10 protein-coding genes are annotated in these 11757 nt (G+C 61.5%); 9 read left to right on the top strand and 1 reads right to left on the bottom strand.

Annotated elements, in window-relative coordinates; all coding sequences use genetic code 11:
• The first annotated feature begins 14 nt into the window (after positions 1–14).
• Genes AB9L16_RS23475 through AB9L16_RS23465 form a run of 3 tightly spaced genes read left to right on the top strand, consistent with a single transcriptional unit; the run spans position 15 to position 2471 of the window.
• Positions 15–1034 carry an aminoglycoside phosphotransferase family protein gene (locus AB9L16_RS23475; RefSeq protein ID WP_236167648.1) on the top strand — a complete coding sequence of 340 codons (1020 nt, stop codon included), beginning with the start codon at positions 15–17 and terminating at the stop codon, positions 1032–1034.
• Positions 1031–1702, top strand: coding sequence for an N-acetylmuramate alpha-1-phosphate uridylyltransferase MurU (murU, locus tag AB9L16_RS23470; RefSeq protein WP_375122774.1), 672 nt, complete (start codon positions 1031–1033; stop codon positions 1700–1702). Before AB9L16_RS23475 ends, murU begins: the two co-directional genes overlap by 4 nt.
• Position 1703: 1 nt before the next feature.
• Positions 1704–2471, top strand: coding sequence for a TerB family tellurite resistance protein (locus AB9L16_RS23465; RefSeq protein ID WP_056786687.1), 768 nt, complete (start codon positions 1704–1706; stop codon positions 2469–2471).
• Between the two features lie 123 nt (positions 2472–2594).
• Here AB9L16_RS23465 and AB9L16_RS23460 read toward each other — a convergent pair whose 3' ends face one another.
• Positions 2595–3581 carry an alpha/beta hydrolase family protein gene (locus AB9L16_RS23460; protein WP_375122772.1) on the bottom strand — a complete coding sequence of 329 codons (987 nt, stop codon included), beginning with the start codon at positions 3579–3581 and terminating at the stop codon, positions 2595–2597.
• A gap of 74 nt (positions 3582–3655) precedes the next feature.
• Here AB9L16_RS23460 and AB9L16_RS23455 point away from each other — a divergent pair, with 74 nt between their 5' ends.
• The 6 genes from AB9L16_RS23455 (at position 3656) to AB9L16_RS23430 (ending at position 11666) form a co-directional block, all read left to right on the top strand.
• Positions 3656–6052, top strand: a complete 2397-nt coding sequence (locus AB9L16_RS23455; RefSeq protein WP_375122771.1) for a PAS domain S-box protein — start codon at positions 3656–3658, stop codon at positions 6050–6052.
• An 84-nt stretch (positions 6053–6136) separates the two neighbouring features.
• The gene (locus AB9L16_RS23450; RefSeq protein ID WP_003228820.1) at positions 6137–6766 is read left to right on the top strand and encodes a response regulator transcription factor; all 630 of its coding nucleotides are present in this window, start codon (positions 6137–6139) and stop codon (positions 6764–6766) included.
• Positions 6767–7088: 322 nt separating this feature from the next.
• Positions 7089–8213: an ABC transporter ATP-binding protein gene (locus AB9L16_RS23445; protein WP_252868383.1), complete on the top strand. Its 1125-nt coding sequence runs from the start codon at positions 7089–7091 to the stop codon at positions 8211–8213.
• Positions 8214–8261: 48 nt separating this feature from the next.
• Positions 8262–9305, top strand: a complete 1044-nt coding sequence (locus AB9L16_RS23440) for an ABC transporter substrate-binding protein (protein ID WP_016772907.1) — start codon at positions 8262–8264, stop codon at positions 9303–9305.
• A 276-nt stretch (positions 9306–9581) separates the two neighbouring features.
• Positions 9582–10829: an ABC transporter permease gene (locus tag AB9L16_RS23435; protein ID WP_375122770.1), complete on the top strand. Its 1248-nt coding sequence runs from the start codon at positions 9582–9584 to the stop codon at positions 10827–10829.
• A 12-nt stretch (positions 10830–10841) separates the two neighbouring features.
• Positions 10842–11666 carry an ABC transporter permease gene (locus AB9L16_RS23430; protein ID WP_016772909.1) on the top strand — a complete coding sequence of 275 codons (825 nt, stop codon included), beginning with the start codon at positions 10842–10844 and terminating at the stop codon, positions 11664–11666.
• The last annotated feature ends 91 nt before the right edge of the window (positions 11667–11757 follow it).

Raw genomic sequence — 11757 nt, 5'->3', positions numbered from 1 at the left:
CGGAGACCCTTGCAATGCCTGACCAAGATGTACGCTTGCAACACCTGAAAGTTTGGCTCGATGAGCAGTTGGCAAAGTTGTTTGCCGAGCAGGGCTGGGGCACCGTGCCCCCGGCCACGTTGACCGCGGCCAGCAGCGACGCGAGTTTCCGCCGCTACTTCCGCTGGGAGGGCGATGGTCGCAGCTTCGTCGTGATGGACGCGCCGCCACCCCAGGAAAACTGCAAACCGTTCGTGGATATCGCTTTTTTGCTGGCGAAATCCGGAATTAATGTGCCGAAAATTTACGCCGAAGACCTCGAACGCGGTTTTCTTTTGCTCAATGACCTGGGCAACAAGACCTATCTCGACGTCATCGATGGCGAAAATGCCGACGCGTTATTCCACGATGCCCTGCAAGCGCTGTTGGCTTTTCAACAGTTGCCGATGGTTGCGCCGTTGCCCAGTTACGACGTCGCCTTGTTGCGTCGTGAGCTTGAGTTGTTCCCCGAGTGGTACGTCAAGCATGAGCTGGGCGTCGAGTTCGATGCGGCCCAGCAGCAACAGTGGCAGCACATCAGCGAGCTCTTGATCGACAGCGCGCTGGCGCAGCCGAAAGTGCTGGTGCACCGCGACTACATGCCGCGCAACCTGATGCTCAGCGAGCCGAACCCTGGCGTGCTGGACTTCCAGGACGCGGTGTACGGCCCGGTGACCTACGACGTGACTTGCCTGTTCAAGGACGCTTTCCTCAGCTGGCCGGAAGAACGTGTACGCGGCTGGCTGGAAAGTTATTGGCAGCAAGCCTCGGCACTGGACATTCCTGTGCAAGCTGATTTCGAAGACTTCCTGCGCGCCAGCGACTTGATGGGCGTGCAACGTCACCTGAAAGTCATCGGCATCTTCGCGCGTATCTGCCATCGCGATGGCAAGCCGCGTTATCTGGCCGATGTGCCGCGCTTCTTCTCTTATATAGAAGCAGTGATCGTCCGCCGTCCTGAACTGGCGGAGCTGCAAGCGCTGTTCAGCAGCTTGCGTGCTGGAGCGACGGCATGAAGGCAATGATTCTGGCGGCGGGCAAAGGCGAGCGCATGCGCCCGCTGACCCTGACCACGCCGAAACCGCTGGTGCAGGCCGCTGGCGTGCCGCTGATCGAGTATCACCTGCACGCCCTCGCGGCCGCAGGTTTCAACGAAGTCGTCATCAACCACGCCTGGCTTGGTCAGCAGATCGAGGATCATCTGGGTGACGGTTCGCGTTTCGGCCTGAGTATCCAGTACTCGCCGGAAGGCGAGCCGCTGGAAACCGGTGGCGGGATTTTCCGTGCGCTGCCGTTACTAGGTGACGATGCGTTTCTGGTGGTCAACGGCGACATCTGGACCGATTACGACTTCAGCGTGCTGCACCAGCCGATCAATGGCCTGGCGCATCTGGTGCTGGCGGATAATCCGGCGCATCACCCGAAAGGCGACTTCACTCTCATCGACGGCAAAGTGCAGGACGGCGAGCCTGATGCGCAGACGCTGACTTACAGCGGCATCGCCGTGCTGCATCCGCAGTTGTTCGATGGTTGCAGCGATGGCGCATTCAAGCTCGCGCCGCTGCTGCGCAAGGCCATGGCCAAAGGTGAAGTGACGGGCGAGCGCCTGAAGGGGCATTGGGTGGATGTCGGTACCCACGAGCGTCTGGCCGAAGCCGAAGCCTTGATAAGAGCGAGTCACTGAGATGCTGTGGCCAGGGACTCTGATTGGAGCCGGAGTGGGGTACGCGATTGCCAGCATTCCGGGGGCCATGCTTGGGGCGTTGTTGGGGCAGGCGCTGGATCGGCGCCTGCACTTGCAGAGCTGGGGACACTTACGCGAGAAGCTCGGCGGCCGGCCGATGCTGCGTAACGATGAACTGCTGTTCGTGTTGCTCGGGCGTCTGGCCAAGAGCGACGGGCGCGTCACTGACGGGCATATCCAGCAGGCGCGCAATGAAATGCGCGCGCTGGAAATGAGCGAGCCGGCGACTCGGCGGGCGATTGCCGCGTTCAATCGCGGCAAGTCCGGCAGCGACAATCTGCGCGGCTATCTGCGTCGTTTGAGTGCGCAACCGCACGCGGCCGAAGGTGTGTTGCGCGCCTGTTGGCGAATGGTTTGGGCTGATGGTCGCGCCGGGGTCAGCGAACGCGAGTTGCTGGCGCAGTGGGGCAAGTGGCTCGGCTGGACGTCGCAGCAGGTGCAAGCGCTGGCCAGCGATTACGAGCCGGGCAAGCGGCCGATCGTCAGTGCGGCGGTGAGTTATCAGGAGGCGATGAAGCTGCTTGGGGTGTCGGCGAGCAGCGAGCCGGCACAGATCAAGCGCGCTTACCGGCGTTTGCTCAGTCGCCATCACCCGGACAAGATCGCCGGCAGCGGCGCGACCCCGGCGCAGGTGCGTGATGCGACCGAGCGGACGCGGGAATTGCATAGCGCCTATACGCTGATTCGCGAGCGGCGGGATTTTCGCTAGAAGTTAGATGGGTGTTGCTTGTGCTTGCCCCTTCGCGAGCAGGCTCGCTCCCACATTGAATTGTGCATAGATCCAATGTGGGAGCGAGCCTGCTCGCGAATTAAGGGCGATTCGGTGTGACAGTCAGTCAACAGCCTGAGGATTCAACCAGCCCCGCACCCGCCGAAACAATTGTTCCTGCTCAGCCTTCTTGTCCGGCAACACCTTCAGCGCCACCTGGCTGAACGCCGAGGTCTTCAGGCGCTTGCTCGCCTGCATGCGCTCCAGCGCCGCGTTGCGATCCAGCGCTCTGTCCATGTAGAAAATATCCACCGTCGGCAGCTTCAGCGTCGGCGTCAGTTCAGCGAGTGGCGGCAGGGCTTTGGCCGGTGCTTGCGCGTCAACCATGACCAGTTTCTCCACCTGCGGCGTTTGTCTCTCACTGAGAAAACGCGCCGCCCAGTAGGCGCCGGTGCCGTGACCGAGCACGACAATGCTGCGCGCGCTCTGCTGTTCGGCGTAGGCAATCGCTGCGTCGATGCGTCCGAAAATGCGCTCGGCGTCGGCTTTGGTTTGTTCTTCGCTGGTCTCGGCCACTACCTGTTCGGCGACTTCCGCTTCACCGCCAGCGGCCTGTTCGATCGGTTGTGCGGTGGTGGCGTCTTTGCTTGTGGTTTCCGGGGCTTTCGGCGCGGCGGCCGGTTCGATTACGCGCGGAGCAATGGCGTCGCTTTGCAGATCCGGCAGGGTGATACTCAGGCTGCTCCACTCGGCATCCGGCAATTTGCGTCGCAACGGGCCGATTGCCTGCGGCCAGTCAGCGGTTTCGCCGGCACCGGGAACGATGATCACCGCGCCTTTGGGTTCGGCGCTGTTGGCCGGTTTCCACAGGGCGAGGAAAGTGTCGCTGCCAGCCTGCAGTTGTTGCTGCTCTTGCGCCGGCAGTTTACGTTGCAGTGCGGCGGCCTCTTCCTGGCTACGCTCAAGCAGTGGCTGGCGCTCGGCCGGTTTTTCTTCGGCGGGTTTATCCGTGGCGGCAGGCGCCGGGTCGGCGGCTTCGACGGAAAACGCACAAGGCAGGATCAGCGACAGGCACAATGCTGGCAGTGCCAGGCGGTAGACAGAGGGCATCGGTTATTCCAGGCCAGAAAAGTATCCCGGCAGCCTAATGGGTTGGTCAGAATTTGTCAGTGTATGAGACTTCAATGAAGCGATTTTGCTGCCTGTGGGTTATCGGCTGTTTGTGGTTTCCCTTGATGGGCTGGGCGGCGCCTGCGCCGCCGGGCCATACCGCGCAATTGTCGCCAGAGCAGCAGCAATGGCTGGCGCAGCACAACGAATTGCGCGTCGGCCTGGTGTTGCAGGCGCCTTACGCGACCTACGATCGGCGCTTGCAGCGATTGTCCGGGGCAAATGTCGAGTTGATGAAGCTGCTCGCCAGAACCTTGGGCGTGGAGCTGAGCTGGCGCAACTTCCAGGATCTCGGGGCGCTGGAAAACGCTTTGCGCGAGGGCGAGATCGACATCGCTCCGGGCCTCAGCCAGACCCCGAGCGCGCTGCGCCTCTGGCAGTTTTCCGACACCTACATGCGCGTGCCGCAACTGGTGGTCAGCGATCAGAAAAGCAGCGGCGCGGTCGATCTGGAAAAGCTCGACAGCCAGACCCGCGTCGCCGTGCGCATGCCGAGCAGCACCGCCGATTATCTGCGCAGCAACTATCCGCACTTGAATTTGCAAGGCGTGCCGTTGGAACGTCAGGCCTTGCAGCTGCTGTTGAGTCAGCAAGCCTCCTACGCGGTGGTCGACGAAGCGCAGTTGGGGCGTCTGTCGGTGGAGCCGGAGTTTGCCGAACTGGTGGTGGTCGGCGATATCGGCCTGCCGCAGTTGCTGCGCGTGGCCTCGCGGCGCGATTGGCCGGAACTGGCCGGCATCGTCCAGAGCGCCTTGCGCGCAATACCGGCCAAGGATCTGGAACAACTGCACAACCAATGGCTGCAGCCGAAGTACCCACGGCTGACCGAATCGCCGGGGTTCTGGCAGAACCTCAGCCTGTTGTTCGCGGTGATGCTGCTCAGTTGCGCGGCAATCGTGGTCTGGCAGCGGCGCCAACAACACAGCCTCGAACAACGCTTGCTCAGCGCCCGCGAGGACATCGCGTTGCGCGCGGCCAGTGAAGAGGCGCTGCGGCTGACGCAGTTTTCCATCGATCAAAGCACCGTCGGCATCCTCTGGGTCAATTGGGACAGCCATGTGCGCTACGCCAACCGCGCGGCGGAAAACATGCTCGGCTATCCCTCGGGCGGGCTGATCGAACGGCCGCTGATCGATTTCGAGCCCGGCCTGCACATGGATCGCTGGCTCAATCTGTGGAAGCGTGCACGGGCCAGTGAAGAAGGGCCGCTGAGCTTCGAAACCAGCTGCCTGCGCGCCGATGGCAGTGTGCTGCCGGCGGACGTTTCCCTGAGCTTTCTGCGTTTTCGCGACAGTGAATATCTGGTGGTCTACCTCACCGACGTCACCGACCGCCGCCGCGCGCTCGCCGCTTTGCAGGAAAGCGAGGCGCGCCTGCAAGGCATCGCCGCCAACGTTCCGGGTCTGGTGTTCAGGCTGGAGCGGGCACCGGTCACCGGGCAGATCGACTTTGCCTACATCAGCGAAGGCAGCGAAAGTCTGGTCGGTTATGCGCCGGCAGCCATCGCTCATCGCGACATGGGCTTGCGCAGCCTGGTGCACCCCGATGACAGGGCCAGTTATCACCGTACCCAGGATCAGGCGCTGGACACTGACAGCGACTGGTCGTGGCAGGGCCGCATCGTCACGCGCCAGGGTGAGCAGCGCTGGGCCGAGATCAAGGCAATCACCCGCCAGTTGGAGGACGGCGCCTATGTGTGGGACGGCATCGTCTGGGACATCAGCGAAAGCAAACGCATCGAGCTGGAACTGGCGGCCTCGCGCGAGCAACTGCGCGAATTGTCGGCGCATCTGGAGAGCGTGCGCGAAGAAGAGAAGGCGCGTATCGCCCGGGAAGTCCATGATGAGTTGGGACAGATGCTCACCGTGCTGAAACTGGAGACATCGATGTGCGAATTGGCCTACGCGCAACTCGATCCCGGTCTGAACGAGCGGCTCAACAGCATGAAGCGCCTGATCGCACAGTTATTTCAGCTGGTGCGCGATGTGGCGACCGCGTTGCGTCCGCCGATTCTGGATGCCGGGATTGCCTCGGCGATCGAGTGGCAGGCGCGGCGGTTCGAGGCGCGCACGCAGATTCCGTGTCTGGTGCAGGTGCCGGACAACCTGCCGGCGCTCAGCGATGCCAAAGCGGTGGGGCTGTTCCGGATTCTGCAGGAAGCGCTGACCAACGTGATGCGCCATGCTCAGGCGCACACGGTGGAGCTGACGCTGGTGCTTGCGGGCGATGAATTGTGTCTGACCGTCAGCGATGATGGCGTAGGATTTGTCGCCGCCGAGGGTCGGCCGACCTCGTTTGGTCTGGTCGGCATGCGTGAGCGGGTGCTGATCATGGGCGGGCGGCTGGAGCTTGTGAGTGAGCCGGGGGAGGGCACCAGTCTTCAAGTGTGGGTGCCGGTAAGTGAGGTCTGAAGTTTTGTATTGTGAGTGCTGACACCTTCGCGAGCAGGCTCGCTCCCACAGGGACTGGTGTGTACCTGAAATCTGGAGAACAACGTGATCCGTGTATTGGTAGCTGAAGACCACACCATCGTCCGCGAGGGCATCAAGCAATTGATCGGCTTGGCCAAGGATCTGCAAGTGGTGGGGGAGGCGAGCAATGGCGAGCAACTGCTCGAAACCCTGCGCAGCGTACCTTGCGAGGTGGTGCTGCTGGACATCTCCATGCCCGGGGTCAATGGCCTGGAAGCGATCCCGCGCATTCGGGCGCTGAACAATCCGCCAGCAATTCTGGTGCTGTCGATGCACGACGAAGCGCAAATGGCCGCGCGCGCGTTGAAGGTCGGCGCGGCCGGGTATGCGACCAAGGACAGCGATCCGGCGCTGCTGCTCACGGCGATCCGCAAAGTCGCAGCGGGCGGGCGTTACATTGACCCGGAACTGGCCGACCGCATGGTCTTCGAAGTCGGCCTGACCGATACCCGGCCGCTGCATTCGCTGTTGTCAGAACGCGAATTCTCGGTGTTCGAACGCCTCGCTCAGGGCGCGAACGTCAACGACATCGCCCAGCAACTGGCCTTGAGCAGCAAAACCATCAGCACGCACAAGGCGCGGCTGATGCAGAAGCTCAACATCACCTCGCTGGCGGAGCTGGTGAAATATGCGATGGAGCACAAACTCCTTTGACCCCGCCCGCCCCTGTAGGAGCTGCCGAAGGCTGCGATCTTTTGATCTTATAAACAGCAAGGTCAAAAGATCGCAGCCTTCGGCAGCTCCTACATGAGACCGCGTTGGCATATCTGTTAGCGACAAACGCTTTTGCCTTTACTTGCGGCTCGCCGCTTACCCCTCACCACTGCTTTATCCATTAGCGCCATCCTTGTAGGGCAATCCCTACCCCCAACCTTCCATTGCGCTTAAGCGATTCTCTCCTGCACCCCGATTTGCGTGGCCGCCGCCAGCCACTAGGCTTGATGAACAAGCAGTCATCAACAACAAAGGTGTGGGTATGAGCCAGGTCGATACAAGCGCAGGGACCAGTGATGTGCTGGTCAGCTTTCGTGGTGTGCAGAAGAGCTACGACGGCGAGAACCTGATCGTCAAAGACCTCAACCTGGACATTCGCAAGGGCGAATTTCTTACCCTGCTCGGGCCGTCCGGTTCCGGCAAGACCACCAGCCTGATGATGCTCGCCGGGTTCGAAACGCCGACAGCCGGTGAAATCCTCCTGTCCGGGCGTTCGATCAACAACGTGCCGCCGCACAAGCGCGATATCGGCATGGTGTTCCAGAACTACGCGTTGTTCCCGCACATGACTGTCGCGGAGAACCTTGCTTTCCCGTTGACCGTGCGCGGCTTGAACAAAAGCGATGTCAGCGAGCGGGTGAAGAAAGTCCTCAGCATGGTTCAGCTCGATGCGTTCGCTTCGCGCTATCCGGCGCAGTTGTCCGGCGGTCAGCAGCAGCGTGTGGCACTGGCCCGCGCGCTGGTGTTCGAGCCGCAACTGGTGTTGATGGACGAACCGCTGGGCGCCCTCGACAAGCAACTGCGTGAACACATGCAGATGGAGATCAAGCACCTGCACCAGCGCCTTGGCGTGACCGTGGTCTACGTGACCCACGATCAGGGTGAAGCACTGACCATGTCCGACCGCGTTGCCGTGTTCCATCAAGGCGAGATTCAGCAGATCGCGCCACCGCGCACGCTTTACGAAGAACCGAAAAACACCTTCGTCGCCAACTTCATTGGCGAGAACAACCGCCTCAACGGCCGCCTGCTCAGCCAGAGTGGCGAGCGCTGCGTGGTCGAGTTGGGGCGTGGCGAAAAGGTCGAGGCACTGGCAGTCAACGTTGGCCAGACCGGCGAGCCGGTGACCCTGTCGATCCGTCCGGAGCGCGTCAGCCTCAACGGTTCGAGCGATCAATGCGTCAACCGCTTCTCAGGGAGGGTGGCGGAATTCATCTATCTGGGCGACCACGTCCGGGTGCGCCTGGAAGTCTGCGGCAAGACCGACTTCTTCGTGAAACAACCGATTGCCGAGCTCGATCCTGCGCTCAGCGTCGGCGACGTGGTACCGCTTGGCTGGCAGATCGAGCACGTTCGTGCGCTCGATCCGCTTTTAGAGGCGCACTAAGCGCCCCGGCAATACCAACACCAACCCTGCACGTGGAGAGAACAATAAATGTTGAGATCCCTGAAGTTCACCGCCCTGACTCTGGGCCTGATGGGTGCGACCGGCGCAATGGCCGCCGGCCCGGACTTGACCGTGGTGTCGTTTGGCGGGGCGAACAAGGCGGCGCAAGTCAAAGCCTTCTATGCACCGTGGGAAGCGGCGGGCAACGGCAAGATCGTTGCCGGCGAATACAACGGCGAAATGGCCAAGGTCAAAGCCATGGTCGACACCAAGAGCGTGTCGTGGGATCTGGTCGAAGTTGAATCGCCAGAGCTGTCCCGGGGTTGCGACGAAGACATGTTCGAGCAACTCGACCCGGCCCTGTTCGGCAAGACCGAAGACTACGTCAAAGGCGCCATTCAGCCGTGCGGCGTAGGTTTCTTCGTTTGGTCGACCGTACTGGCGTACAACGCAGACAAGCTGAAAACCGCACCGACCAGTTGGGCGGATTTCTGGGACACCAAGAAATTCCCGGGCAAGCGCGGCCTGCGCAAAGGCGCCAAGTACACCCTCGAATTCGCGCTGATGGCCGATGGCGTGGCGCCCAAAGACGTCTACAAAGAGCTGGCGAGCAAGGGCGGCCAGGATCGCGCCTTCAAGAAGCTCGATGAGCTCAAGCCAAGCATTCAGTGGTGGGAAGCCGGTGCACAACCGCCGCAGTACCTCGCTTCCGGTGACGTGGTGATGAGCTCGGCGTACAACGGTCGCATTGCGGCGGTGCAGAAAGAATCCAACCTGAAAGTGGTATGGAACGGCGGCATCTACGACTTCGACGCCTGGGCCATCCCGAAAGGTCTGGACGCCAAACGCGCCGAAGCGGCGAAGAAGTTCATTGCCTTCTCGGTGCAGCCGCAGCAGCAGAAGACCTACTCGGAAAACATCGCCTACGGCCCGGCCAATACCCAGGCTGTGCCGCTGCTGGCCAAGGATGTCCTGAAAGACATGCCGACCACCCCGGAAAACATCGCCAACCAGGTGCAGATCGACGTCAGCTTCTGGGCTGACAACGGCGAGCAACTGGAGCAGCGTTTCAATTCCTGGGCGGCGAAATAACCACTTATTTACCTGTATGGAGATGGCAAGGGCGCTTTGTGGCGAGGGGATTTATCCCCGTCGGGTTGCGAAGCAGCCCCGAAGCCATACCCGCTCGGTGGGTCAGGTAAACCGCATTCTCAGGTTTTACGACTGCTGCGCAGCCGAACGGGGATAAATCCCCTCGCCACAAAGGCTCGCTGCCACAGGAAGGCTCGTTCCCACAGGTAGCAGTGTTTCAACGCAACAGAGGTGGTTCGCCACCTCTGTAACGATCAAAGATTTGCGGAGTACGTCATGGCCATCGCCGTTCCCCTGAACGAGGGCAACAGCCCCACCTTGAAGCAGAAGCTCAAGCACGCCGAGCGGGTCAACCGCTGGAAGGCCCAGGCACTGATTGCGCCGCTGGTGCTGTTTCTGCTGCTGGTGTTTCTGGTGCCGATCGTGGCGCTGCTCTATAAAAGCGTCGGCAACCCGGAAGTGGTTGGCGGCATGCCGCGCACTGTCACTGCCATCGCGAGTTGGGACGGCCGTGGTCTGCCCGCCGAGCCGGTGTACAAGGCGGCCAGCGAAGACCTCGCCGAAGCCCGCAAAAACCAGACGCTGGGCGATCTGTCCAAGCGTTTGAACATGGAGTTGGCCGGCTACCGCAGCCTGCTGACCAAAACCGCCCGGGCGCTGCCGTTCGCCAGCGAACCGGCTTCTTTTAAGGAAGCGCTGGAAGCGCTCGACGAGCGCTGGGGCGATCCGGCTTATTGGCAAGCGGTGAAACGCAACACCAGCAGCATCACTCCGTATTACCTGCTGGCGGCAGTCGATCACCGTATCGATGATCTCGGCGAACTGGCCCCGGCCACCCCGGATCAGGCGATCTACCTCGACATCTTCGCCCGCACCTTCTGGATGGGCCTGGTCATCACCGTGATCTGCTTGCTGCTCGCCTATCCATTGGCCTACCTGCTGGCGAACCTGCCTTCGCGGCAGAGCAATCTGCTGATGATTCTGGTGCTGCTGCCGTTCTGGACTTCGATTCTGGTGCGGGTCGCCGCGTGGATCGTGCTGCTGCAATCCGGCGGCCTGATCAATAGTGCGCTGCTGGCCATGGGCATCATTGATAAACCGCTGGAACTGGTGTTCAACCGCACCGGCGTGTACATCTCGATGGTGCACATTCTGCTGCCGTTCATGATTCTGCCGATCTACAGCGTGATGAAAGGCATCTCGCCCACCTACATGCGCGCGGCGATTTCCCTCGGCTGTCATCCGTTCGCCAGTTTCTGGCGGGTGTACTTCCCGCAGACCTACGCCGGCGTTGGCGCCGGCTGCCTGTTGGTGTTCATCCTCGCCATCGGCTACTACATCACCCCGGCGCTGCTCGGCAGCCCGAACGACCAAATGGTCAGCTACTTCGTCGCTTTCTACACCAACACCAGCATCAACTGGGGCATGGCCACCGCGCTCGGCGGCTTGCTGTTGCTGGCGACCGTGGTGCTTTATCTGATCTACAGCTGGCTGGTCGGCGCCAGTCGCCTGCGCCTGAGCTAAGGGGAATTTGCGATGCTGAGTCCTTACATGTCGCCCATTGAACGGGTGTGGTTCTACAGCCTGCGGATTCTCTGCGGCCTGATCCTGTTGTTCCTGATCCTGCCGGTGCTTGTGATCATTCCGCTGTCGTTCAACTCGGGGAGTTTTCTGGTCTATCCGCTGCAGGGCTTCTCGCTGCAGTGGTACCACGACTTCTTCGCCTCGGCGGAATGGATGCGCGCGCTGAAGAACAGCATCATCGTCGCCCCGGCGGCAACGGTGCTGGCGATGATCTTCGGCACGCTGGCGGCGATTGGCCTGACCCGTGGCGACTTCCCCGGCAAGTCGCTGGTGATGGCGCTGGTGATTTCGCCGATGGTGGTGCCGGTGGTGATCATTGGCGTGGCCAGCTATCTGTTCTTCGCGCCGCTGGGGCTGGGCAACAGCTTCTTCTCACTGATTGTCGTGCATGCGGTATTGGGTGTGCCGTTTGTGATCATCACGGTGTCGGCGACTTTGCAGGGCTTTAATCACAATCTGGTGCGTGCGGCGGCGAGTCTGGGTGCTTCACCCCTGACGGCGTTCCGCCGGGTGACCTTGCCGCTGATTGCGCCGGGAGTGATTTCCGGGGCGCTGTTTGCCTTTGCGACTTCTTTCGATGAAGTGGTGGTGACGCTGTTTCTCGCCGGGCCTGAGCAGGCGACATTGCCTCGGCAGATGTTCAGCGGGATTCGCGAAAACCTCAGTCCGACGATTGCGGCTGCTGCGACGTTGCTGATTGCCTTCTCGGTGATTCTGCTGCTGACCCTGGAATGGCTGCGCGGGCGTAGCGAGAAACTGCGTACTGCGCAGGTCTGAGATCAAGGTCAAAAGCCACCCCTCACCCCAGCCCTCTCCCCAAGGGGGCGAGGGGGAAGGGAGCAGATCTTCGTGGCTTTCGCGGCCGGAG

It is taken from the genome of Pseudomonas sp. LW8 (genome assembly GCF_041956865.1).
In the GTDB taxonomy this organism is placed as follows: domain Bacteria; phylum Pseudomonadota; class Gammaproteobacteria; order Pseudomonadales; family Pseudomonadaceae; genus Aquipseudomonas; species Aquipseudomonas siliginis.
This window is presented reverse-complemented; position numbering and strand designations above follow the sequence as displayed.

Bases quoted from the DNA above. Each gene is read 5' to 3' on its own strand.
- AB9L16_RS23460 (WP_375122772.1), bottom strand. From the start codon at position 3,581: ATGCCCTCTGTCTACCGCCTGGCACTGCCAGCATTGTGCCTGTCGCTG.
- AB9L16_RS23440 (WP_016772907.1), top strand. From the start codon at position 8,262: ATGTTGAGATCCCTGAAGTTCACCGCCCTGACTCTGGGCCTGATGGGT.
- AB9L16_RS23445 (WP_252868383.1), top strand. From the start codon at position 7,089: ATGAGCCAGGTCGATACAAGCGCAGGGACCAGTGATGTGCTGGTCAGC.
- murU (WP_375122774.1), top strand. From the start codon at position 1,031: ATGAAGGCAATGATTCTGGCGGCGGGCAAAGGCGAGCGCATGCGCCCG.
- AB9L16_RS23430 (WP_016772909.1), top strand. From the start codon at position 10,842: ATGCTGAGTCCTTACATGTCGCCCATTGAACGGGTGTGGTTCTACAGC.
- AB9L16_RS23435 (WP_375122770.1), top strand. From the start codon at position 9,582: ATGGCCATCGCCGTTCCCCTGAACGAGGGCAACAGCCCCACCTTGAAG.
- AB9L16_RS23465 (WP_056786687.1), top strand. From the start codon at position 1,704: ATGCTGTGGCCAGGGACTCTGATTGGAGCCGGAGTGGGGTACGCGATT.
- AB9L16_RS23455 (WP_375122771.1), top strand. From the start codon at position 3,656: ATGAAGCGATTTTGCTGCCTGTGGGTTATCGGCTGTTTGTGGTTTCCC.
- AB9L16_RS23475 (WP_236167648.1), top strand. From the start codon at position 15: ATGCCTGACCAAGATGTACGCTTGCAACACCTGAAAGTTTGGCTCGAT.